Origin of the sequence: Paraburkholderia sp. SOS3 (assembly GCF_001922345.1) — a bacterium.
In the GTDB taxonomy this organism is placed as follows: domain Bacteria; phylum Pseudomonadota; class Gammaproteobacteria; order Burkholderiales; family Burkholderiaceae; genus Paraburkholderia.
In genome coordinates, this window is sequence record NZ_CP018812.1 from 434,501 (window position 1) to 459,153 (window position 24,653).

Sequence of the window (24,653 nt, forward strand, 5' to 3'; positions counted from 1 at the left end):
GGAAAATGAGTGATCGTTGCTCCGTGCGCTTATGCCGCCGCGGGCAGCTTAGCGCTTGCCGGCAAATACAAAGACATCCGAACGGTTGGCCCTCGGCAGCGCGAGCAGCAACTGCGATTCGTCAAGCACCGCGGCTCCCGATACCGTCGCATTGGCATCGATACATGGCGCGCCGCTATACGTGGCCGACACATCGTAGGCGGTAATGCCGCTGCTCGGCGTCAGCGTGCCGCGAAACTCGCAGCCATTGGCGGTCTTGCCGGCCAGCAAGCCGCTCGAGGTGATCGTCACCTGTGTGGCGGACGCACCCTGCAACGAGCTTCCCGTACCGCTGTACAGCCCCTGGATCGACGAGAGCGACGGCGGTTCGCCGAGGATCAGCGTGGGGCTCGCGTTGAATGCCACGTTGTCCGCCTTGTCGCCGGGCACGGCAACGAACCCGCTGATGGCCGGCGATCGTGCAAAATCGATATCGACCTGTACCGGCGTCGCCTTGCGCGGCTGAACGAGGCGATAGCGGGTTGCCTGTTTGCTTTGGTACTTGCCGTCTTGCGCCTGCTCGGCGGTACCGACAACGACGACATCGTCGATGGCGGGGCGCGCCGCCGATGGCGTTCGATAGAACAGGTAGGCGCTGCCATCGAGCTTCGCGAGCAGCGTCAGCCTCTGTTGCGTGGACAACGGTCCGGTATAGATGCCTGCTGAAGACTGGATGACCGTGGTGGTTCCAGATTCGGAGGAGAGCTTGCTGCTGCCGCATGCGGCAAGGGATACGCACAGCGCGACGCTTAGGGCAGTTGTTTTCATGATTGAGAGCCTGCGTGTGTACGGGACACTCGCAGTGTGCAGCGTTTTCTGCCGATTGTCGTCGGAAAATCGCCGAAAAAATTCAGGCCGGCCTCGCGATGCGCGAAGCCGGCCTCATCATTGCAGCCCGAGCCGTTGATGTCCACCAGACCGATCTGTCAGACATCAGCGCCAGTACGTATAGCCGTAGTAGTGCGGCCGGTGCCACCAGTACGGATAGCCGTAATAGCCGGCTACGACAGGCGGAGCCGCATAGACTACCGGAGCCGGCGGCGGCGCATAGTAAACAGGCGGAGGCGGTGCATATACGGGCGCCGGCACGACCGGCACGATGGGCATCACCGGTGCGATGCCCACGCCGACGAACACATGCGCCTGCGCGACGCCTATCATGCCGGCGGTCAGAGCGGCGGCAACTATCAGGTGGCGAATCCCTTTCATGTTGTTCTCCTCGGACTGGATGCGGTCGTTCGACTGCATCGCTCAACCGGGATTGTGGCCGCCGAGAATGAGCACAGAATGAGGAGTGGACCGGCGGTCCGCTTTCAACGCCGGAACCGCTGATTGCACCACGCCCCCCCGATGCCGCAAAGACGCTACTTCAAATGCACCGATGCGAGCAGTTCGGCGATACCGAGCCATGCGATCTGCACGCCGATGCACAGCAGCACGAATGCGAGCAGCCGCATGGCAACCTGAATCCCGACCGCGCCGAGCAGCCGTTCGAGATGCCCGGCAAAGCGCACGCAAACATAGATGCTCGCGCACAGGATCGCCAGCGCGATGCCGACACCGGCAATATGAACCGGCAACAATCCCTCCCTCGGCGAGCCCGTGCCCAAGGCGATGGCGACCGAAATCGCGCCGGGCCCGACGGTGATCGGCAGTGTCAGTGGATAGAACGCTTTCGCACGCAGCGATGCGCCGCGCTCGATCGGGGTTTCGGCCTGTGCTTCCTTGTCGGGTTCGTCGTCGGTCGGCGCTTGCAGCAGCGTCCATCCGGCCACCGCAATCACGATGCCGCCCGCCACGCGTAACACCGGCACCGAGATGCCGAAGAACGACAGCACATAGGCGCCGATCGACAACGAGCCGAGCAGAATGAACAGGCTGTTGATCGAGATACGCATGGCCAGCTCGGCGCGCTGCGCTTGCGTCGCGTGCGGGATCATCGTCAGCGTGATGATCGCGGTGGCCGGCGGGTTGATGACCGGGAAGAGACCGGTCACCAGCAGCAGAATGGTCTTGATCAGTTCGTTCAGCATGGGCTGGGTCGGTCGTGGGCTCCGACCGCATTTTTACCAGGGTCCCGCTCGCCTGGCAAGGTGATTCGCTGCCGCTCAGTGCGCCGCCGCGGCCGCCCCGCCCGCACCGCCCGCACCGGCCTTGACCGGTTTCGTCAGCCAGATCAGCGGAATGATCACGATAAAAATCACCGCCGACAGCCAGAATATGTCGTTCAACCCCAGCATCGCGGCCTGTGCGTTCAACGACCGTTCAAAGAACGCCAGTGCCTGGCTGCTGTTGCCGCCCAACGTCGAATGCAGCGAATCGACCGCGCCGGTGAACAAGGGGTTATTGACGCTCGCCTGCTCCATCAGTTGCGAATGGTGGAGGATAGTGCGGTTGTTCCAGCCCGTCGTCGCGAGCGAGGTGCCGACGCCGCCCGCGAAAACGCGCACGAAATTCGACAGGCCGGCCGCCGCGGGAATCCGCTCGGGCGGCAGACCCGACAGGATGATCGCCGTGAGCGGCACGAAGAACAGCGCGGTCGGTATGCCTTGCAGCAGCGTAGGCAGGATCAGCGTCCAGACGTCGACGCCGGTCGTGTAGTTCGAGCGCATGAAGAACACGATCGCATAGCCGACGAACGCGAGCGTCGCGAGAATGCGCGCATCCGACTTCGGCATGATGCGCGCCATGACCGGCGCGAGCAGCACCGCGAAGATGCCGAGCGGCGCGGTCACGAGACCCGCATCGACCGAACGATAGTTCAGGTAGCCCTGAATCCACTGCGGCAAGATCACGAGATTCGAAAAGAACACCGCGTACGCAACGGAAATCGCGATCGTGCCGCCGCGGAAATTGTGCACCGCGAACAGGCGTAGATCGACAATGGGCGCCTTTTCCGTCAGCTCCCAGATCAGGAAGAACACGAAGCTGATTCCCGCGACGACGGCGAGCGCGCAGATCACCGGCGAATTGAACCAGTCGAGGTCTTTGCCTTTGTCGAGCATGATTTGCAGCGTCGCAACCCATGCGATCAGCGAAAGCAGGCCGATCTTGTCGATCGGCAGGCGCCGCGCCGGCGTTTCGCGCTTGTGATAGATCATCCATGTAACGGCGGCCGCGAACAGGCCGACAGGAATGTTGATGTAGAAAATCCACGACCACGAATAGCTATCGGTAATCCAGCCACCGAGCGCGGGACCCGCGATCGGTCCGACTGTAGCCGTCATCGACCATAGCGCGAGCGCAGTCGAGCTCTTCGCCTTCGGGTACGAGGCAAGGAGAATCGCTTGCGACAGCGGGATCAATGGCCCCGCCACCGCACCCTGCAGCACGCGAGCGGCAAGCAGCACGACAAGGTTCGGCGCGATGCCGCACAGCCACGACGACAGCACGAATAGCAAAATCGCGCCGACAAACAGTTTGATCTGGCCGACACGCTGCGTAAGCCATCCGGTCAGCGGGATCGCCACCGCATTCGCCGCGGAGAACAGCGTGATCACCCACGTGCCCTCGTCGACCGACACGCCGAGGTTGCCGGAAATGGTTGGGATCGCAACATTCGCGATCGACGAATCGAGCACATTCATGAACGTCGCCAGTGCAACCGCCAGCGTGGCGAGCACCAGTTTTCCGCCGGAAAGCGGGGGTGGACTGGCTGTGTTCGTCGAAGCATCCATGATGTCGTTTCCTTCGGTTCGCTAGTGTTTCTTGCGCGAATAATCTGGCGTGTCAGATATATGGATCAAAAAATGGCGAATGCCTTTGGGAATCGACTCATCCGGCCCGTTGTGCGGGATCGCGCCGCGTTGTTGTTTTTGCCGGCACCGCATCAGTCGAACGGCCCGATTTGGCGCCGCCCGATGCGACCGGCCCCTCGCCTACCGTGTTCTGCGCAATGATTCGCGCGATCTCGCCATCGGCCTGCGCACCGTAATCGGCGAACACGTCGGTTCGATAGCGTGTGTTGAGCGCCGCGCCCAGCTGATTACCCGATCCATCGTGCGTGTCGACATCGACCTGCATCGACAAGCCGATGCGTAGCGGGTGGGCATCGAGTTCTTTCTGGTCGAGCTCGATGCGCACCGGCAGACGCTGCACCACCTTGATCCAGTTGCCCGTTGCGTTCTGTGCGGGCAGCACGGCGAATGCAGCCCCGGTACCCGCCGAAAAGCCGACCACGCGTCCGTGATATTCGACGCTGCCGCCATAGACATCGGCGGTCAACCTCACGGGCTGGCCGATGCGCATCTGCCGCAACTGGCTTTCCTTGTAGTTCGCGTCGACCCACACGCCGTCGAGCGGTACGATCGCCATTAGCGGCGTGCCAGGGGCGACGCGCTGCCCGACTTGCACCGAGCGCCGTGCGACGTAACCGGTAACCGGCGCAGGTAACGTATTGCGCGCATATTCGAGGTATGCGGCACGCACTTTCGATGCGGCGGCGCGCACGTCCGGATGATCGGCGACCGTCGTGCGATCGGTCAGCGCGCGGTTCGACTGGGCCTGCTGGCGTGCCGCGTCGAGCGCCGCCTGTGCCGCGGCGACGGCGTCGCGCGCGTGAGCGACATCTTCAGCCGACACCGCGCCGGTGTCCGACACGGCGAGCCGGCGCCGCAGATCGGCAGTCGCGCGATCGAGGTCGGATCGCCGCTGCGCGACCGTTGCGTCATAGAAGTCGTTGTTCACGTAGAGGCTGCTGACACGTCGCACCGTTTGCCCGAGCATCGCTTCGGCATTGCCGAGCGCGATCTTCGCATCGGCCGCGTCGAGCGTCACGATCGGCTCGCCAACCTTGACGATCTGCGTATCGTCGGCGTTGACGGCAACGACGGTGCCGGTGACCTGCGGCGTCAACTGCACGAGATTGCCGCTTACGTATGCATCGTCGGTAGTCTCGTGGTAGCGCGCGTACGTCATGTAATACGCGCTGTATGCCGCGCCCGCGACGACGATCGCGACGCCCAGCAGCGAAAGCAGCAGCTTGCGCTTGCGCGACTGCGGTTCCGCCTGCTGCGCCGATTCGGGCTGCGGTGCAGAAGCGGCCGCGGCGGCTGCCGCCGATTTCGTCCGGTCCTGAGTATCGGTTTCGCTCATTTCAATTCTCCTGGGCTCGGTTGTTCTTGTGGGTCCGTGTAGCCGCCGCCCAATGCTGCGGCAAGGGCGATCTGCTGATCGCGGCGGTTCATCCGCAGGTTCGCGACTGCCTGATCCGCGGACAGCGCGGTCACGTCCGCGTTCAGCACGGTCAGCTGATTCGTGAGGCCCGCCTTGTATTGCGTCAACGCAAGTTCGTCCGCGCGGCGCGCCGCGTCTTGCGCGGTCTGCGCATCGGTCAGTTGCCCGTCGGTGGCGCGAATATCCGCGAGTTGCGTCGCCACCTCGCTCAGCGCGGTGACGAGTGTCTGGTTATAGGTTGCAACCGCATAGTCGAATTCCGCGTAGCGGCCTTTGAGCTTCGCGCGCAGCTCGCCGGCATCGAAGATCGGCAGATGGATAGCGGGTCCGACCGAAGCCGTGCGGCTCGCTGCCGTCAGGAAACGGCCGAAGCCGAACGCGTCGAAGCCGAGCGCCGCGCTCAGGTTGATGTCGGGATAGAACTCGGCCTTTGCCGATTTCACTTCGTGCGTGAGCCCGTCGACGCGCCAGCGTGCGGCAACGATATCGGGCCGGCGACTCACGAGGTCCGCGGGCAAATTGTCCGGCAACCGCACTTCGTCACCGAGGCCAAGCCCGGGACGCGCGATCTCGAGCCCGCGGTCCGGTCCTGCGCCGAGCAGCGCGGCAATCTCGTAGCGCGTCGTGACGATCGAGCCGTCGATCGCCTTCAGGGACGCACGGCTTGTCGCGAGATTCGCTTGCGCCGTCTTCAATTCGACGTCGGTATCGAGACCCGTCGCGATACGGTCCGCGGCGATGCGCTCGATCCGTTCGCGTTGCGCAATTTCCTGCTCGGCGATATCGCGCAAAACATAGAGCCGCGCAAGCTGGTTGTACGTGCGCGAGAACGCCGTCGTGAGCGTCAGCCGGACCATCTGCGCATCAGCTTCGCTTGCCTGCAGTTGCGACAGCGCCGCTTGCAATGCTTCGCGATTCTTGCCCCACAGGTCCAGCTCGTACGATGCGCTGAGCAAGCCCGTGTTCTGCGACTGCCAGCTTCCCGCATACGGCGGTGGAATGAACGAAGCGCCCGAGAGCTGCTCGCGCCGGTATGAATAGCGCGCATCCGCACGTGGCAGCGTCGCGGCCTTCGCCGTCTCGCCATAGGCCGCTGCGGCAGCCACGCGGGCGCTCGCCTGCGCGACGGTCGGGCTGCCGCGCAAAGCCTCGTCGATCAGTGCTTTCAACTGCGCGTCGCCGAACTGATCGGCCCAATCGGTCGTCGGCCAGCGGCCGCCTTCGGCCGGCACGCTCTGCTGCGTGGCGTAATGCTGCGGGTCGGCAATCTGCTGATCGCCATGAATGCCCGCATAGTTCACGCACGCGGATAAAGCCGCCGCAGCAATCGCCGATATGCCGACTCTCAGTCCGCGAGATGCGTAGCACGTCGCATTTGTTTGACTATCCATTTTCTGACCTATCAGATATATGGGTAAAAAATTATTCAGTCTTTTATCAGCTTGCGCAGTAAGCGGCGTAGTTCGTTGAATTCCAGTTCGGAGAAGCTGCGCAGCCGGGCATTGAGCACGTCCGGCGCGAGTTCGGCGATGCGCAGCGCGGTAGCGCGTCCAACCTCCGTGAGTTGCAGATTGACCAGCCTGCGGTCTTCGAGGTCGCGCGAACGGATCAGCAAACCGAAGCCTTCGAGCTTATCGAGCGTGCGCGTCATCAGACCGGTATCGATGCTCAAATAACGAGCCAGACTGGCAGGCGTTGTGTTCGAGCCGCGCAGCAGCGACATCAGGATGCCAGCGTGCTGGGCCGTGATGTCCAGCCCCTTCAGCGCGGCTTCCATATCCGCCGCCAGCTGATTGCGCGCCTTGTTCAATATGAACCCGACGCTCTCGGACTGCTGATAGTTGTCTGGCGTATAGAACGGCATCTCTGACCTCATCATTCGCTGCATGAACAATAGTTGATCTGTCAGAGATATTCAAGCGATATTTCGCGATGCGATGCCGTAAAACGCAGCATCCACGGGACGGTAGCGGAAAAGGGAGAAAAACTGACTGTGCGCCGCGAAGGACGCGAGACGGCAGCCTATTCGGCGACGAATTTGCGCAGCAGGCGACGCAATTCTTCAACCTCGCCCTTCGTGAATTTTTTCAGCCGTTCGTTGAGTACCGCGGGTGCGATTTCAGGGATTCTCGCGGCCACGGCGCGGCCCGCGCCCGTCAGCGTCAGATTGACGACGCGCCGGTCTTCCGCGTCGCGCGAACGCACGATCAGGCCTTTGGTTTCGAGCTTGTCGAGCATTCGGGTCATCAAGCCCGTGTCCGTGCCGAGCGCCTTCGACAGTTCGAACGGCGTGCTCGCGGTTTGCTGTTTCAGCAGCAGCAAAATACCCATCTGCTGGCTCGATATATCGACCTCCTTGAGCGCCGCATCCATTTCCATCAGGATCAGATTGCGCGCCTTGTTCAGCGCGAAGCCGACACTGTCCATCAGATTGAAATTCTCTTTTGTGTAATGGCGCACGGGAATCTCCTCGATGAATGCATAGGCGGGCTGACTGACAAGTCAGATATTACCAAAACAGTTCTCGCGCGACGAGCGGAGCCGGCACGTACGGACAAACGCGGCGGCAACCGTGCGTTTCACCTTCTACTTCAGACCAAGACGCTTCGCGAGCCGGTTCAGATTCGCGCGGTCCATTCCGAGCGCACGCGCGACGGCAGCCCAATTATTGTCGTGCCGCTCGAGCGCATCGGCCACGAGCGAGCGTTCGAACGCAGTGACCGAGCTGCGGAAGTCGGCCGGCGACGCATCTGCCGCATCGGCGTCGCGCTGCTTGTCATGCTGCGCGGTAACCGTTGCGTGCGCGGTCGATATGCCGAGATCGGTGGCCGTCAGCGTCAGAATGCGCGGCCGGTCGCGATGTCGCGACAGCGCCTTGAAAGCGCTGCGCCCGATCATGTGTTCGAGTTCGCGTACGTTGCCGGGCCACCGGTACGCAAGCAATGCCGCCTGCGCATCGCTTGAGAGCCGAATGCTCAGCAATCCAAGGCGCGCGCGGTTTTCTTCGAGGAAGAAGCCGGCAAGCAGCAGGACGTCGCGCCCGCGCTCGCGCAACGGCGGCACGCGCAACGGATAGACGCTCAAACGGTGATACAGGTCCGCGCGAAACCGGCCGGCGCGCACTTCTTCGGCGAGGTCGCGGTTCGTCGCGGCGATCAGCCGCACGTCGACCTTGTGTTCGCTGTCCGAGCCGATGCGCTGCAACTGTCCGTTTTGCAACACACGCAGCAGCTTCGCCTGCACGGCGAGCGGCAATTCGCCGACTTCATCGAGCAGCAGCGTGCCGCCGTCGGCAAGTTCGAATTTACCGCAGCGGTCCGAGGACGCGCCCGAAAACGCGCCGCGCACGTGGCCGAACAGCTCGCTTTCAACCAGCGTGTCGGGCAGCGCTGCACAGTTCAGACTGATCAATGCCTTGTTTGCACGCGGCGAACTCGCGTGAATCGCATTCGCAACCAGCTCTTTGCCGACGCCCGTTTCGCCTGTAACGAGCACGGTCAGGTCGCTGTTAGCGACCGTGCGGATTTCGTCAAGCAACTGCTGGCGCGCAGCACTGCTACCGATAATTTCGCGCGTCCTGGTGCCGCTCGCCTGCCGATATGCTTCGGCTCGCTCACGCTCCTCTTCGGTAACGCGTGCGAGCGAATCGATACGCTCGGCGACACTGACCGTGGCGGCAGCAAGACTCAGGAACGCCTGCAACAGGCGCATGTCGAGGCTGTCGAAGCACGCCGGGTCCAATGCATCGAGTGTGAGCAGGCCCCAGGGGTGGCCATTGATGTAGATCGGGCAGCCGAGACAGTCATGCACTTCGAGATCGCCGCTTACGCCCTGCACAAGGCCGTCGTACGGATCGGGCAAGCCCGAATCGGCGGGAAAACGCGTGGGATCGCGACGCGCGAACAGCGCGACGAAGCGCGGATGATCGCTGACGCGAAAGCGCCGCCCGAGCGTATCGCTCGTCAATCCATCGATCGCGAGCGGCACGAGCATATCGCCTTCGAGCCGCAGCAGCGCGGCCGCGTCGCCCGGAAAGAGCTCGCGCAGCGTCGCGAGCAGACGGCGATAGCGCTCGCTATCGGACAGATCGTGCGAAAGATCCTGAACCAGCGGGATCAAGGCGTCTAGCACATCCGATGCAGTCACTTCGACTTCATGTGCAGTCGATTCGACTCGCGTCATAGTTACTTCATCTATTCGTAAGGCAATGATTTTAATACAAATCTGAGCTGGTCCGTTCCATGCATTACTCCGCCCGAGTTCTAGAAGGGCATTCCGCCCCACTCTCATTCGATGAGGTAAGTTTCATGCTGTCGACCGAACATCGCACAATCGTCAAAGCCACCATCCCGCTGCTCGAGAGCGGCGGCGAGGCGCTCATCTCGCATTTCTACAGGACGATGCTCGCCGAGTATCCGGAAGTGCGCCCGCTTTTCAATCAGGCCCATCAGGCAAACGGCGACCAGGCTCGCGCGCTTGCAAATGGCGTGCTGATGTACGCACGTCATATCGATCAGCTCGAACAGCTGGGCGGTCTCGTTTCGCAGATCGTCAACAAGCACGTGTCGCTGAATATCCTGCCTGAGCATTATCCGATCGTAGGCGCCTGTCTGCTGCGGGCGATCCGCGAAGTGCTCGGGCCGGAGATCGCAACCGATGCGGTCATCGAAGCCTGGGGCGCGGCCTACCAGCAGCTTGCCGATATCCTGATCGGCCTCGAGGAAAGCGCGTATGCGGCGAAGGAAGCGGCGCAAGGAGGCTGGCGCGGCACGCGCAAATTCACGGTCGCGCGCAAGGTGCGCGAAAGCGACGAGATCACTTCGTTCTATCTGCGGCCCGCGGACGGTGGTGCGCTGCTCGACTTCAAGCCGGGACAGTTCATCGCGCTGCGGCTTGTGATCGACGGCGAGGAAGTGCGCCGCAACTATTCGCTGTCGGCGGCCGCGAACGGGCACGAGTATCGGATCAGCGTGAAGCGGGAGCCGAACGGGCGGGTGTCGAATTACCTGCATGATCATGTGATCGAAGAAGACACGCTCGATGTGTTCGCGCCGTCGGGCGACTTCACGCTCGAAGACAGCACGAAGCCGCTCGTGCTGATCAGCGGCGGCGTGGGCATCACGCCGACGCTTGCGATGCTGCGCGCTGCGCTGAAGACGTCGCGGCCCGTGCACTTCATTCACGCGGCGCGTCACGGCGGCGTGCACGCTTTCCGCCACTTTATCGACGATCTCGCCAAGCGCAACCCGCAACTGAAGCGCTTCTATGTGTATGAAAAGCCGCGTGCGGAAGACAGCGCGCATGATGCGGAAGGCTTCCTCGACGAGGCGCGGCTGCGTGAATTCATGCCGGCTTCAAGCGACGTCGATGTGTATTTTCTCGGGCCTAAAGCGTTTATGAAAGCGATCAAAAAGCATCTGAAAACGCTCGGCGTGCCGGCGGCGCAGGCGCGCTATGAGTTCTTCGGGCCGGCCTCGGCGCTGGACTGACGATTCGCGTAACGCGGCTTGAGGCGAACGAAGAGACGCACCTCAAATCCGGCGTCTCTTCGTTTCATTTCGCAACCGCTGGTTGGTGAAACCTCGAGCCAACCGGATCCACTATCCGGATCAGGAAGAACGCACCGGCGCCGATCATGAACGGCGTCCGACGACTGCCGCCGCCTGAAACGCCGCGACCATGACCGTCAGGCGGTGGTGCCACGACGTAAACACCAGCAGACGTCCACGGTAGGGCACAGCAAGAGAGGTTCACGCCTGAAAAGCGGATACATTGAAACGAAACGTATTCCGCGAAAACATCTTTTCTATGCACGGCTTCTTGAAGCTGATTCGCCAAGCTTTGACAATTATCTACCGCTGTCCATAATTGAAATCAGTTCGATACGGCAATGGCAACAGGTTATCTTTCTATTTCATTGGCCACCTCATCTTAACCACGACACTGCGATTATCCATGGTTGATGGATGCATATAACCATCCGTTCGAACTTTGAAACGTTAAGAAATAACCCGATTCTCTTTTTCCCTGGCAACGCTCCTTAACGCTTTCCAGGATGCCTTTTTTATTCGGATATCGAACTTGTCCGGATTGTATGCCGCGCAGTACATCAAGGTGCAGCTCGTCTATGGAGCGATGCCATGCCTACCATCACCAACGCTATCGAACGGCAACAGGGTACCGCGCGCGACAGTTCGCCTCGAATCACGTTCGTGCGTAGCGGCACAAATGAAAGGCATGTCGGAAACATCACGCTCGAAACTATCGGAGAGTCGGATACCGATAGCGAAGCACTGCAACCTGCTCCTGCTCATCGCACCCAGCAAAGCACTTTCGGCGATCTCCTCCACCGATTGACCGAGCGCATGATCATGGAGGTTGTCAGTCTGCTGTATCCGCCCTATCTCGCGGCGGAAACGGCGATGCAACAATTGAGGACCGCATGGAACGCCGCATCTCAGTCGGACTACGTTGCTGCCGCAAAAGTATGGCAAGAAAACCGCGTCGCGCTGGAGACGTTCCTGAACGACTATGCGCCCCTATTACCCGATGTCTTGCAGCCTCGAGTGCAATATGCGCTTGCGACGATCGGCCGGACCGCTGAAATTCTATGCCTGTACGGTGAACTGCAAGACGTTTACAACAATCCGGAATTTTCGTGGACTGAAAAACTGGGCAGCATGTGGTCGAAGAAAGAGCGAATTCCGTGGATCGGGCAATACGTTCCAGGCGAGGTGGAAGAATGGCTCGACTGGGCTATGGAGGTCAAAAAAGAAGCAGATCTGTACATTGGCGCCGCGGCCGACATATCAAAAGTAGTCAACACAATTTCGAAGAATGACGATCAGGGCTCGGCGACCGGGGACGAGACGATAACCGCACTCAGCGCCCTGATTAACAGCAATGAAAAAGCGCTTCCAGAAAAGCTGCGCGACTACCTGATGGTCTTACCGGACGAGACCTCAGGCTCACTTCAACTGTACAACGAAAAAATACAGAACCTGCTTGACGGTCTATCCGCGCTGCAAAACATTACTTCCATCGAAGATGCGTTTGAGCACGCAACGAACCTGGCCAGGATGGGATTGATCGACCTGCCGGCCGCCCCTTCGACCGTCGCCACAAATGGCAATTTTGCCGAAAGGCTCAAAACCGAACCTCAAATCTTCACCGAATTCCAGGCTGCATTAGTCGAACTGTTCAGCCCCGACGCTACTGTTGCGTATCGGCTCACAAAGGCACATGAACTGGTGCGTAAGCCCGCTATGTCGGCCATGCTGGGAAATCGCCTGGTTTCGGAAATCGAATCCGCGCTCACTACCTTCGCAGACGTCGCCTGCTTGTACAGAACGGGAAACAGCATCTATGTCGAACTCGCGACAATCCATCGCAGCGCGGCCCCTACCATCAATAAGCTGGCGCAAGTCAACGATCTGCTTGCCCGTCGAAAAGAAGCAATTCCAGAGCAATGGCGCGGTTTGGCGACCATGATCCAGGAAATCGTGGCCGATTTGGGCACTGAATTGCAGATCGGCGAAAGCACGGATCTCAGTGACATCCTGGCTCGCATCGATCGCATCTCTGTCTATTTGAAGAATCTGCTGCAATCTCCCCTGCTCAGAGCCCAGCTATCGCACGAACGTTTGCAGCAAATAGCGGAGTTGCTGGAGTCGGCAGGACTCACCTCGCAGCTTATCCGGACCATACTCAGTCTTCCTGAGGATAGTTCGTTCTCCGACTATCTGGATGCGCTGCGCGGTACGCAAGGCGGTCTTGATCTGCAAACACTGATGGCACCTCTGCTGCAGCTATCACCGGGTTTGGCCAAGGCAGGCGCCACACTGAAAGAGATGCCTTCGTGGCCCGGCTCCGGTTCAGGGTGGGCTGACAAACTGTCCTGGCTAACTGAGCTGCTCGCTCACCCGGACCTCGACACGCTCGAACTGCACGCCTGGCTTCCCGAAGAGACTGGAACCGCGTTGCATACCGGGGTTCGCGCATATCGAAGGCTCCAGGCATTTCCAATGGACGAAGATTCGATCAAGCAATCCAAATGGCTGGTCGACGTTCTGGAGGCCCCGGAACTCAAGACACTCCTGTCCGACGTTGGAATCTCACCGTTGTACGACTGGTTAAAGCAGCATATATCGCCGGAAGGCAGCGAAGAGTTGTTCAAGACATTCTTCGATCTTGCCAAACCGGCCGGAAGCTGGCAGCACAGGATAGGCAACACGGTCAAAGGCGTGTTCAGCACACTCTGGCGAAATGCCGATTGGGGACGCCTCGCGAATTTGCCGGGCGGAGTAGTGGGATTAAGCTGGATTTCACCGACAGCTGAATCGATGAGGCGGCCTTTGCTTCAAATGCAGAAATGGGCAAGCCAAACCCCGTATCGTGATAGCTGGAAGCAAACGGTGATGGAATTCTTGCGTACGGCCGGATTGGACATCTCCAGAGATAAGACCGTTGCGTTGAATCTGATTCCAAACGTCACGGGTCACCCGCTTTTTGATCGCAGTTCGCACCTGAAGGCGTTAACCGTACACGAACTCACCCTATCCATTGCCGACGCAAACACGCCTGAAGAGGCGATGGTTGCCGTGGCAAAGGCATGCACTCAGGACCCGGGCCTGAAGCCGTGGTATCCGCCACTCTTGCAACTGGCCGTGGCGTGGTCTCTGTACGACCTCTCACGGGCTCCTGCGGACGAATATCCTGACCGATTGCAGCGTATCGACAAGTGGCTCGGTCAGCTGGAACCGGAGCTGCCGGCCGTCAAGCCATTACGAAAGCTGCTGCCTTTACTAAGCGATCTGCGGAAGGTATCCGAAAAGCTTAGTGGCGAGCAGATGTCAGCGCTGTCGACAACCTCCTGGCTTGAGTGGGGCTGGGGATTGGCCGAGATGCTAGGCACTAGCCAGGAACCTGAGTTTCGAAGCCTGCGCACAAAACTGCAAGGGCAGATGGAGGCGTGGACCGGCGAGTTGGCGGAGAGCGCGCTACAGCAGTTTCTCGGCAAAGTATTAAAGGCGACGTTGTACGAATTCCCGCCCGGATGGGCCTGGAAGGATGTAGACCTGAATAATGCTAGTCCGGATGCACAAGGCGTTTATACGCTGTCGACACAGCAAGGGCCCAAACGATACATCAGGAACGAAACGGGAACATACCAGGTCGAGCAGGTCGACGACGCCTGGTGGCTGATCCATCCTCATGGCCTCGCTTCCGATACGCCCGGATGGCTCAAGAAGCGCATCGAACGTGTCGGCGGCCGTTGGCGGCTATGCGCACCCACGCCAAAGCTGCCGGGCGGTGTGAACGACGAGGATCGCTTGATCGGCGACGATTGGGACTCGGAAACACAGCCATTGCCGGACGGCCTTATAACGAAGCAAATGCTGGAAGACGAACTGGCGAAACTCGAGCGCCAGCCGCTCCCTGCGTGGCTTTCGGTCAGCGGCCTCACTGTGGGAGCAGGTCTGGTTATTCTAGGTCTCGTTGTACTTCTTTACCGCCTCTACAAATGCCGAACATCAGCTACGGGCGAACAAGGTGGTCAACTGCTTCCACTGAATCCGGTCGATAGCGCTCACCTTTCTGGCGAGGCGATAGCGGAGCAAGCGCAGTCAACCGCGCCGTTAGAAGAAATGCCTGAGGAGACGGCGGATCTCCTTGCGCAACCATCCTCACGCGCGCCTGACTCCGAGACGGTAATCGATATGGACGAGACTTTGGCCGAAGCTTCGTACACCCGACGTCGGGCGAACGGTCAGTCGGGCTCGACATTGCGCAGTCTCTCAGTCCCGACCGTGCTCGGCGTAACCGCAGTGCTCGGTGGAACCGCGTTCGTCGCGGCAGGCAGCAAAGCGATGAAGCAAAAAAGGCAAACCGAAGGTGATTTGAGTCCAGACGAGCTCGACGAACTGCTTAACAAGGTCACGGAACTCTCGCAGGATTCCACCACCGACGAGTCGACGCAGCGGCGAAAGCGCGATATTCGGCTTAGAACCAGGCTGGAGCGTGACCTGGAACAGGAGTCGCCATCCGATATTGATGACGAAGAAAACATTCATCGAGGACCGGACAGCGAAGCCGCTGCGTATTTTCACTTCAAAGAGGCGTACTACGTCAAGATCAATTCAAATTACTGGAAAATCGATAAACCACAAGTAATATCGTTCGACAACACGATCTACAGAGATCTTTCTATCCGATACAAAACAATCCTGCACACGGCACAAGGCAAAAAATTCCCTATCGTCTACAGCGACCCGCTTGGATGGATGCACGAAGCCGAACAGGACGGACACTTCTTTACTGACATTACACCCGAACGAGCGATCGCCTCTTTTGCAACGCATAACCCCGTAGTTCAACAGAAAAAAGGCCCAGGAAGTAATTCTCTCCTCGAAACACTGGTGCGAAACGATTTCGACGACAAGAGCGCCTACAACTATAACGACCTTCTACGGTCCAGCTCATTACCGCAGAACGTGTACCAATCGCGCAATTCCGGAAAATATTATCTTAAAATTCGAAACAAGTATTGGAGCTTCAAATGGTGGAGAACGTGCGACAGTTCTTCCACGAAATACTGGCACGAATCAGTCAATTACGCAGGCGACATCACATATGAAAAAAAATCGACTGCAGGGGAACAACGTCTGTTCGTCATATATAGCAAGCAGATGGGAGAATGGGTGCCCGCAATATTTTGGGCCGGTCGCCTTATCGGCATATCCTCCCTGAAACAACTCGATAGGCGGACTGATTTTCCGTCGCCCTCACCGCTACCCGGCAGTCTAGCTTCGTTAGAACGCTTTGCAAGTGAGGAATTCAGCCCTCTCGGTTGGCACAAGGAAGAGAAATATCTTCGCAAATCAGACTCACCCGGACTCAAAAATCGTGACCTTTATGAAGACTCCCGAACAAAAAAGCAATATATAAAGATCGACAACAAATATTGCGAAATAAAAGTGGAGAAAATATTCTGGCCCGCAGTCGGAGAGCCTCCGACCGGCTATGATCCAAACGTAATTATTAGCGGGCACATCAATTATATCAAGAAAAACACGTCCCAATCCATTGACCACCGAGCTGAATACGCCCTGTTTGTTATATACGATTCCACGCGCGGCTGGGTAATCACAGACGTCCGCGAAGGCGCAATATCCGGTCTAGACACAACCGCAAGTACTGATACTACGACTGCGTCAGACCAACTTAAAAAATTCGGTTATCGACTTGGTCAATCTCAAGTTGGCGTAAGTAACCAGCAAAAGGGCCGCAAGCACGGAAGCCTTTACTTCGATCCAGAAAAGGGACGACAGCAGTTATTCATGTATCTGAACGATACCTACTGGCCATTCGAAATGACCGCCCCCGACGAAGGATTTCTCGATGCTGTCTGGCCTGATGGACGACCCGTAGAAATTGCTCTACGCCTGGATGAGCAGGTCTGGAAACTTGAATGGGAAGATGAAGCAGTGCCTGCATGGTTTTCAGAATGCCTGCGCATAATGACGACCCATGGTTCGGTAGGATACACGCTTATCAACGCCGCCCGGGAGTTATTGAGTCGCGAGCCAGCTACAGACGTCTTTTCATTGATGACCCATTTGCTGTTAGCACTGACAGAAATGCGCTCATATTATTTTATAAAAAGAGACAATGATAAGTTAAAGGCAACTTATATTTTAGAATCGCAATTACTTGCATTCGCCGACTCAATCCGAGACAGGCTTCAGAAACAATTCAATAAAATCGGCAAGCATCTTTCCGACCCGTTACAATTTTCAGGTGCCGGCGGATATGAACTCGATCAAGCCATATTTTACGATGCACTCGAGAATAGTTCGTTTGGGAGCAACCTCAGTCAGATCGAGCTGCAATTAAGAGACGTCGACGAACAACTTGCCAAACTTGTCGCCGCTCGGAAAGCGGCCGAAAAATTACTCAAGCGCGCCCAAATAGGATTGGGCGAGGAACGACCAGACACCTCTACCCCGCCCCCGCTTCCCTTTAATTCGTTTGTACAGCCAATAACCGATTTTTTTTCATCCGTAGGAGAGACCATTTACAACTATCTGTTAGAGAATGACTGGACTCATATTAAATTATGGGCATTGAACTTTATTGAATATGCCAAATCAGAGGAAAAAGAGTTAGGCATTATGTCGGACGAACTGATTACTACGAGATCGAGCATAGGAGTATCGCCAGACAGATACCAGAGACTTTATACAATGTATAAAGCTGGAATTACACTAGGAAAGTTGATCGAAAATAAATATCTTGGAGAAAAATGGAAGTCACGGGACGCTTTTACGAGCGGATCCGAACAGGCGGTTCGCGCTGCCTATGCTGGTGCATTTACTGAACTGAGTTTCGATATTGCGGAAGCGGAAAAGCTTGCGCGCCAGTCCGGGGGAAGCAAGGCGGAGATGGAGAAGTTCATGGTGTCTTGGACCTATCTCGTCGGCCGCCAGGATGCGCTAATAAGATATTTTCATCTGGCGAGGGCGACCCGCAACAAGGTTCAGGACATTGTGTTTAATGTTCAAAATAATTATCTGGATATTGAGCAAGCTGTAAAGGCGGCCGAGGAAATTATCTTGAGTGACGATGGACAACATAACTACATGAGCACAGATGTGGTGCCGCTGGCGGCAATGATCTACGAGATGAAAGTAAGCGGCGCGAGCAACGATTCTGAAGGCAGCGCCTCCGAGACAACACTCGAGAAATTTAAGCAGGCATACCGTTCTTTACATCCTTATCATGCATTTATGGAAAAGCCACCACCTAATTATATAAGTATTCAGAATATTAAGCCGGCCTCCTTCTTCCCGAGCGGTGACAGGGATGAGCAGTACACAAGACAATTTAAACGATATTATGCGGACGGCATCGGGTACGACGCAGAAACGCTTATCAGAAACGGCCTCGAAAGCATTTCGATGCGCTACAGTAATATGTACAACGTCAAAAAAGTGATTCACATGCGATGTGTTACATGCGAATTCGACGTCTATTACATACAGCTGGTTGATAATTCATGGTTATATTTTTGCTTCGTTCATGGAACTGGCAGTGACAAGTTATCCAGCAAAATAGAAAGGCGAGGTATAAAAACAGAATTCAAATGGAGCGGTACCGAACCACCACGGGGAGCACTGTATGCTCGATTTGAAGAAATTGTTCGCGATCCGAGTTTACGCAAAACGGACAAACTTCAATATGTCTCGATCGATTATCAAATGATAGAAACTGAACAACCCGCAGGTAATAAATATGGACGATTGGTGCATTTCCGCGTTGTCAAGGAAGAAGAAACACCACCCGCCAGTCTTGCAGAAGGCAAACTCATTCCATATCTAAGATCCGAAGTCGTACAAAATCTGACCGAGCTAGCCGAGTCAATGAAGGCGGCCATGTACGAGCCAGGTTTGCTCACCAAGTTAGCTGCCCTCTTCCTTCCTTTTTATGGAGAAATTCAGCGCAAACGGATTGCCCAGAAATACAATATGAACGCGCTTTCACTCATCTTTGACGGGGCTTCCGTACTTTTAACCGTCATGCCTCTCGCGAAAGAATTTGTACAAATATTCCGTCAGTCAGCGCTAAGATACATAGTACAGGGATGGCAGCGTGGCCTTCGCGGTCCTTTTCTTAATGCATACGTGTTCAATAAATTAGGCACGTTCAAGCCTTCTTTTATGTCTGCGGTTTCGACTACCGGACGCAAATCAGCCGATTTATTGCTCGGTGCATCATATGATCTTTTTAATCCACTGACAGTTCCGTTCAATCCATTTGGTTTTAGCGTCACAACGCACGGGGCTGCGTTCCAGATACGGAACATAGCAGATGTGGCTGGCGACGCGACAGGCCTCTATGGATTCCTACAGAACACCGTGTTACCTGCCGGCATAAGTCACCTGAAGCCGCCCGAAGCAAAGCCACCGCTCGAACTTGTAGATATCGGACTCGGCTCATATATGTCCAAAGCACTGGTCAATACACCCGAAGGTCCTGCGACCGTCTTTTATCACAAAGACAGCAGCGGAAAGTACTATCAGATTATCTGGAACAGATTATTCGGCGACTTCACTCTGGCGGAAGCCGATCAACCTCAACCACCGCGGTTAGTCAGAAAATACAAAACGTGGAGCGAAGATAAATTTCCGCGCGCATTAAGCGGAGACTTGCGCTATCGCCATACAAGTCCCGATCTCGAGCACGACGAAGTCGAAATCATGGCGACTCATCTACAGCGCGCATGGGTCGATGCACGTTATGTGCTCGCAAACGCCAGGCGCACGGTGCAAGACGAGGCTCCGGGAACAACGGCCCAAGTCGATAAGGCACTAAAAATTTTCTGGGGAAGTTCCGCGCCGGAGATCAAGAAGGTTTTTGCAAACGCGGCAGGAAATGTACTCAACTATATAAGTCAGCTTGCATTGTCTTCAGATGTCGCATACCTGAAGGCGGATGACACAAACGAACGCATATTGGACACCCTTCCCGGCGCAGCTCACGACATCAAGATGGCCATGGGGGGCGGCTATGTTCTCAAGGAGTCTGAACTTCCAGCGATGTCCTTCCAGGACGACAAGAACATCACGAGGCCAGGCTTCATTGCGGAAGATAGCCAATCGGTCAAGGACCTTTACGTTGGACGCGGCAACATCCTGCCGATGACCATGCGTCAACACGCGTTCGACTATAACAAGTACCCGCTGTTCGTATCGGCATATCAGGTCTACACAAACGCGCTGTCGAGAATGCTGATCGGCGAAGGCTATCGTGCAACCGGCTCCACCGCGAGAAGCAAGGTGAAGTGGAAGGAAGTGCGGGACAAGGAGCAGGCCCGTCTGGCCGGCCTGACCAAAGATGAAAAGCGCGAACAACTCGACAAACTGGCAGGCCAATATGGCCTTACCTTGCTCGATGGCACGCCGCTCGAAATTACAGATCTCGCCAAACTCGACAGCGACCCAAGTCTTATGCTTGACGCATCCGGAAAAGAATCCGGCCTCGATGTGGCGAGCATTGTGGCGGGCGGTGCAGCATGGCGTGGAAAGAGCAACAAAGGACAGTCCACTTCCATGATCGCCAATGCGGACAACTTCTCGTTGCTCGTTTATCTGATCAGCGATATCAAGTTCGATCCCGATCGGTATAAAGCCTTCGTCGAGAGCTACGATGCCTGGAACGGCGCAGCAGTCTCAGGCGAATTGTTATGGAAATGGTTCGACGACAGCGACACATAAATCCGCGTAGAAACTGTCTCGCGCGCAGAGGCGCTCGGATCAGAATCTCCCCGTCTGCTGCTGCGACATATCGACCTCGGTACTCTGCACTGCGGGTGCGCTATCACTAGCGTCCGTCAAGAACACAGGCACCGTCACCGAGAGGCTCAGCGACAAGCGCGGCTTGTTGCCCAGTGCCTGCCAGAAATTGCCAAGCGTGTTCAATTCGTCTTTCGGCGGAATCATTCGCGTATACGCACCCGGCATATCGGCGAGCTGCCGGTTATTGATGAGCGCATTGACCACCTGATTCATCACCTTGATCGATGTATTGTCCGGCGCCCCGCCCGGGCTTCCCGGACTGCTGGTCGCCGTCTGTGCGATGTCCCAGTAGGTGATGATGTAGTTGCAACAGACGTTTACCCAACCCGGCGCGATCGTGGAAGTCTTGGTGTCCGCATGGTAGGTAGGCACGCGCATTTGCGCCGTTCTCATCTGCAAATCCTCGTGGATCTCATAGAGGAATACGCTAAGCGTGGGCTCGGTCGGCGGACTGTCCGCCGCCGGCAGGTCGAAGATGATCGACACGCCCGTATCGGGATTGACGTCGATGTAGCCGCTCAATGCATCGTAAAGCGCTTGGTTAACATCGAGAATCGTGGTGTCCGACGCAGTGGTTCCGGCCATTTCCAAGCTCCTAAATCTGCAAACGCCCTACCTTTGCCAATTCGCGCGCACACGCCTGCTCGATATGGCGCATCATGACTCGGGGCGCCCGTTCGGATTTCGCCAGCCAGCCGGCCAGCATCGCGATGTTGCGAATGCTGGCGCCCGTTACTTCGATCCGAGCGGCCAGTTGCGCAAAGTCGATTTGTTCATCCACCTCGATCTGCGCAGGCCAGATTGCTTTCCACATCAACTCTCGCAGTGTGGCATCCGGAAACGCAAATCGGGTAACGAACGTAAAACGCCTGATAAAACCTTCGTCCATGTGACCGCGATTGTTGGTGGCCAGAATAACTAGCCCGGGGAATTCCTCGAGACGCTGCAACAGATACGAGACTTCGATATTCGCGTGCCGATCCTGAGCGTCCTTGACCTGGCTACGCTTGCCGAAGAGCGCGTCGGCCTCGTCGAAGAACAGCACCCCGGCGTCGGCTTGTGCCATATCGAAGATTCTCGCCAGGTTCTTTTCGGTTTCCCCAACGTACTTGTTGACCACACTCGACAGGTCGACCTTGATCAGATCGGTGCGCATGCCCTTGGCCATGGCTTCCGCAGCCATCGTCTTGCCGGTACCCGAGGGGCCGTAGAACAGCGCACTGATGCCGGTTCCGTAATGCACCTTGTCGGCAAATCCCAGTTCGAGCAATTCTTCGCGGAACCGGATAGCCGCGCTTATCTCGTCCAGTTGCTGACGCAGTTCGGGCGAAGCGATCAGGTCATTCAACGTTCGCCGCGGTTCGATTCGCTGCGCAAGATTGCCGAAGTTTTGCCGGGCGCGATAGCGTAGCGCCTGTGTCCAGTCGCATGCCTCGACGCAGCCGTCCGGCGCGCGCTGATAGCGGTAGAAGAGGACTTCCTGCCTGATTGCTGCAAGCTCATCCGGATGAAATGAAAAACGTCTGCTTAGTCCCACCGTGTCGATGCGCGGGTCGTCGAGGTAACGGTCGAGCGCGCGCGCGCGTTCAACCGAAGTCATCGCCGGCGGATCGAATACGACCTGCGCCGCGCCCGGCAAACGTGTCACCGGAGAATGGCTGTCCGCGACGCATATGGTCGGAATATGAATTTCCGACAGACATCGGGCCAACGGTTCGAGCAATGCCGGGCGTGCCTTGCCGACCTCGTCCAACGACTTCACAAGCACCGCGCAACGATGCAGACGCGCGTTTCTCAATGCCTGCCGTAGCATTTGCAGCGCGTCCTCGTCCTCTGTAGGCAGACGAGCCAGATCCAGCGCCAGAGCGCCGTGGCCGAATGTGGCCAGCGCATGAACGACGTCGGTTTCGCGCGCGTCCCGCAGCGTAACCACCGACGGTGTGACCGCCTCGAACACCGCGCGTCGCAGTACCGATTGCAGAGCCGCCACACCTGGGGTCGAGGCAGCGTTCGCATCGAGTGAAAGCCATCGGCAAAATCTGTCCAGAGCCGGTGCCTGATACCGGTTGCCGAGCAGGAAGTGCCAAACCTCGAGACTCGTGAGTAGCGGCATTCGACCCCAGCCGTCACGCGTCAATGCGGCCGACGACACCGGCTGAATGAGCTGGTACGCGCTTAGCGGCGCCTCCGGCAGAAAGTTCGATTGTGCTTTCTGCCGATCCTCCCAGTTGGCACAGAAGAGCCGTAGTGCCAACTCGATCGTCGGAAAATGTTGACCCCGTCCCTGCAGAAGCGACAACAGGGTCTGGTACCGGCTATCCATGTGCGGCAGCAGGCCAAGCAAAATGACGTCGCGTTCGAACGCGTTAAGGCCGAAGCGCGTCGTCAGGTATCCAAATGGTTCGTCGGCAAGCACGGTCGCGACGGCATCCACCACCGATTCCCGCGCGTTTGCCCGGTCGTCGAAATCCATCCAGGCGGGCGCGCCGGAAAGATTGCCGATTCTCTGCTCGATTTCGTCCGGTGCGAGCAGCACATCGCCCGTCCAGACAACAAATGCGCGCTGGTGATAATGCCTTTGGAGCAGAAGATCGACCCGCTCCACGTGGTGCATGAGACGCTTCCACGCATATTGGGCGAAAGAACTTTCCGCCATCTGGGACAGCGACGCATCAGCCATGGTCAGGTACCCATTCGTCGAAACGCGGTATCGGCCAATCGATCATAAGCGGATCGCGTAGCCACGGCATCACCAGCACCGATAGGGGCCACGGCCAGTCCTGCAGCAGTACGTCGAACGGCTCTGCCGCAACCTCGAGCACCGCTCCCGTGTCGGCAATCAAGAGACTTCCGGGCCGCTGGAGAAACAGCGTCCGCACGTCGAGGGGCTTCAGCGTGCGCCATCCCGGCAGTTGCAGCGGCAATCGTTCAAGCCACTCGACAAGCAGCGACCGCTGCTCGTCCCCGGCAGGCTCGAACCGAAGCGGCGCCTCTTGCGGTTTCAAGCCGCACACTCTCTGCGTGAAGTCGCTGCGTCCCGCCGAAGCCGGCGCGTCCTGCCATATGAGCCAGTCAAGCCATACAGCCGCCTGCTCTTGCGCATCCGGAGAGTTGAATTGCTTTCCGTCCCATAGCTTCAATTGACGGAAAAGGTCGGGCAGCAACGGCCATAGCAAAACGATGCCTGCGTTGAAAACAGGTATGGCGGGTTGCTCTTGTCCTTCCTCGACAATGCCGGTGGGTTCGTGACTGGAATACTGCTGCAGCCGTCGCCTCACTTCGGTGGGAAGCCTGTGCTTCAAAAGACGTCGCACTCTTGCGTCCCGCCACAGCAACCTCTGCCAGCGAAGCAGTGCCGCTCCCGCCGGCTCCGAAAAAATAGCGAGCGCTTCTTTGTCGATATGGGCATCAACAACGTGTTCGACGAAAGCATCGGCGTCGTTGCGAGGAAACAGATTGGCGTCCGACTGACGGGATACAAGCTGCGTCTTCAGCCAGTACAGTGCCTTGAGAAGAAGCGTCAATTCCGTGAGCGGAGCACTGCCGCATAGCCATTGCAACAACGGCTGGGCATTTTTCCACTGCAGCAGATACCGCCTCGACGACCTCCTCAAGCACAACGGGGCGATCGAACTCCATGCGCGTTCGGGACGCCTCTCTGACACGCATGCAGTTACGCAACGCTTCACATCGTCGATGTCATGCGTCGATGGGGAGAGTCCGATCGCGTGAACCGGCCTCGGACGATTGATGTGAGGCGTCGGTTCTTCGCTGGGCCTTTCCGTCATGTCCATATCGAACTTTCGACTTCCGACGTGTTGCAGCAACGCTCGCCGAAATTCCTGGGAAAACCGGTTTCGAAACTCGTCTTCGAACTGCCATGCCTGCATGACGCCCAGGTCCAGCCGAAGCGTGTCGAGATGCAAACCGTCGTGCCGCCGCGTCGTTTCCGTTGCGATTCGGCCGACATCATCCTTTAACATCGCATGGAACAGCCGGCCACACCTTTCCACCACCGCTTCACCAATGCGCAACGGTGCTTCGAGAGATATGGTGAATTTTTCGATGGCGACGCGCATGTGT

Annotated in this window: 14 protein-coding genes; 2 read left to right on the forward strand and 12 right to left on the reverse strand. The window is 57.6% G+C overall.

Translation table 11 applies throughout. The features are described from left to right. Window positions 1-48 precede the first annotated feature (48 nt). The 9 genes from BTO02_RS21980 to norR all read right to left on the reverse strand — a co-directional run bounded on the left by BTO02_RS21980 (window position 49) and on the right by norR (window position 9,396). Window positions 49-807 (reverse strand): hypothetical protein, encoded by a 759-nt coding sequence (locus BTO02_RS21980; protein WP_075159364.1) that lies wholly within the window; start codon window positions 805-807, stop codon window positions 49-51. A 165-nt stretch (window positions 808-972) separates the two neighbouring features. Then, window positions 973-1,248, reverse strand: a complete 276-nt coding sequence (locus tag BTO02_RS21985) for a hypothetical protein (protein ID WP_075161261.1) — start codon at window positions 1,246-1,248, stop codon at window positions 973-975. A gap of 155 nt (window positions 1,249-1,403) precedes the next feature. Next, entirely contained in the window at window positions 1,404-2,072 is a 669-nt protein-coding gene (locus tag BTO02_RS21990) for a MarC family protein (protein WP_075159365.1), read from the reverse strand. Window positions 2,073-2,147: 75 nt separating this feature from the next. Then, window positions 2,148-3,716 carry a DHA2 family efflux MFS transporter permease subunit gene (locus BTO02_RS21995; RefSeq protein ID WP_075159366.1) on the reverse strand — a complete coding sequence of 523 codons (1,569 nt, stop codon included), beginning with the start codon at window positions 3,714-3,716 and terminating at the stop codon, window positions 2,148-2,150. Between the two features lie 97 nt (window positions 3,717-3,813). Beyond that, window positions 3,814-5,133 carry an HlyD family secretion protein gene (locus tag BTO02_RS22000; protein WP_075159367.1) on the reverse strand — a complete coding sequence of 440 codons (1,320 nt, stop codon included), beginning with the start codon at window positions 5,131-5,133 and terminating at the stop codon, window positions 3,814-3,816. Continuing rightward, a complete protein-coding gene (locus tag BTO02_RS22005) occupies window positions 5,130-6,605 on the reverse strand; it encodes an efflux transporter outer membrane subunit (RefSeq protein ID WP_075159368.1) in 1,476 nt (491 codons plus the stop codon). Before BTO02_RS22005 ends, BTO02_RS22000 begins: the two co-directional genes overlap by 4 nt. Window positions 6,606-6,640: 35 nt before the next feature. After that, window positions 6,641-7,078, reverse strand: coding sequence for a MarR family winged helix-turn-helix transcriptional regulator (locus BTO02_RS22010; protein WP_075159369.1), 438 nt, complete (start codon window positions 7,076-7,078; stop codon window positions 6,641-6,643). Window positions 7,079-7,236: 158 nt separating this feature from the next. Continuing rightward, on the reverse strand, window positions 7,237-7,674 hold the full coding sequence (locus BTO02_RS22015; RefSeq protein WP_075159370.1) for a MarR family winged helix-turn-helix transcriptional regulator: 438 nt from the start codon (window positions 7,672-7,674) through the stop codon (window positions 7,237-7,239). A gap of 126 nt (window positions 7,675-7,800) precedes the next feature. After that, window positions 7,801-9,396, reverse strand: a complete 1,596-nt coding sequence (gene norR, locus BTO02_RS22020; protein WP_075159371.1) for a nitric oxide reductase transcriptional regulator NorR — start codon at window positions 9,394-9,396, stop codon at window positions 7,801-7,803. A 125-nt stretch (window positions 9,397-9,521) separates the two neighbouring features. Here norR and hmpA point away from each other — a divergent pair, with 125 nt between their 5' ends. Then, entirely contained in the window at window positions 9,522-10,703 is a 1,182-nt protein-coding gene (gene hmpA, locus BTO02_RS22025) for an NO-inducible flavohemoprotein (protein ID WP_075159372.1), read from the forward strand. 651 nt (window positions 10,704-11,354) lie between these two features. Beyond that, complete coding sequence (locus BTO02_RS22030) at window positions 11,355-20,489, forward strand: hypothetical protein (RefSeq protein WP_075159373.1); 9,135 nt, start codon at window positions 11,355-11,357, stop codon at window positions 20,487-20,489. 39 nt (window positions 20,490-20,528) lie between these two features. On the opposite strand, the gene BTO02_RS22035 is transcribed toward BTO02_RS22030, so the two are convergent. The 3 genes from BTO02_RS22035 to BTO02_RS22045 are packed head-to-tail and all read right to left on the reverse strand — an operon-like array spanning window position 20,529 to window position 24,649. Next, window positions 20,529-21,155, reverse strand: a complete 627-nt coding sequence (locus tag BTO02_RS22035; RefSeq protein WP_075159374.1) for a DUF4255 domain-containing protein — start codon at window positions 21,153-21,155, stop codon at window positions 20,529-20,531. A gap of 10 nt (window positions 21,156-21,165) precedes the next feature. After that, window positions 21,166-23,250: an ATP-binding protein gene (locus BTO02_RS22040; RefSeq protein ID WP_083615310.1), complete on the reverse strand. Its 2,085-nt coding sequence runs from the start codon at window positions 23,248-23,250 to the stop codon at window positions 21,166-21,168. Further along, entirely contained in the window at window positions 23,243-24,649 is a 1,407-nt protein-coding gene (locus BTO02_RS22045; RefSeq protein WP_075159375.1) for a contractile injection system tape measure protein, read from the reverse strand. Before BTO02_RS22045 ends, BTO02_RS22040 begins: the two co-directional genes overlap by 8 nt. Between the last annotated feature and the right edge of the window lie 4 nt (window positions 24,650-24,653).

Bases quoted from the DNA above. Each gene is read 5' to 3' on its own strand.
- BTO02_RS21995 (WP_075159366.1), bottom strand. From the start codon at position 3,716: ATGGATGCTTCGACGAACACAGCCAGTCCACCCCCGCTTTCCGGCGGA.
- BTO02_RS21985 (WP_075161261.1), bottom strand. From the start codon at position 1,248: ATGAAAGGGATTCGCCACCTGATAGTTGCCGCCGCTCTGACCGCCGGC.
- BTO02_RS22005 (WP_075159368.1), bottom strand. From the start codon at position 6,605: ATGGATAGTCAAACAAATGCGACGTGCTACGCATCTCGCGGACTGAGA.
- BTO02_RS22030 (WP_075159373.1), top strand. From the start codon at position 11,355: ATGCCTACCATCACCAACGCTATCGAACGGCAACAGGGTACCGCGCGC.
- BTO02_RS22000 (WP_075159367.1), bottom strand. From the start codon at position 5,133: ATGAGCGAAACCGATACTCAGGACCGGACGAAATCGGCGGCAGCCGCC.
- hmpA (WP_075159372.1), top strand. From the start codon at position 9,522: ATGCTGTCGACCGAACATCGCACAATCGTCAAAGCCACCATCCCGCTG.
- BTO02_RS21990 (WP_075159365.1), bottom strand. From the start codon at position 2,072: ATGCTGAACGAACTGATCAAGACCATTCTGCTGCTGGTGACCGGTCTC.
- norR (WP_075159371.1), bottom strand. From the start codon at position 9,396: ATGACGCGAGTCGAATCGACTGCACATGAAGTCGAAGTGACTGCATCG.
- BTO02_RS22045 (WP_075159375.1), bottom strand. From the start codon at position 24,649: ATGCGCGTCGCCATCGAAAAATTCACCATATCTCTCGAAGCACCGTTG.
- BTO02_RS21980 (WP_075159364.1), bottom strand. From the start codon at position 807: ATGAAAACAACTGCCCTAAGCGTCGCGCTGTGCGTATCCCTTGCCGCA.
- BTO02_RS22035 (WP_075159374.1), bottom strand. From the start codon at position 21,155: ATGGCCGGAACCACTGCGTCGGACACCACGATTCTCGATGTTAACCAA.
- BTO02_RS22040 (WP_083615310.1), bottom strand. From the start codon at position 23,250: ATGGCTGATGCGTCGCTGTCCCAGATGGCGGAAAGTTCTTTCGCCCAA.
- BTO02_RS22010 (WP_075159369.1), bottom strand. From the start codon at position 7,078: ATGCCGTTCTATACGCCAGACAACTATCAGCAGTCCGAGAGCGTCGGG.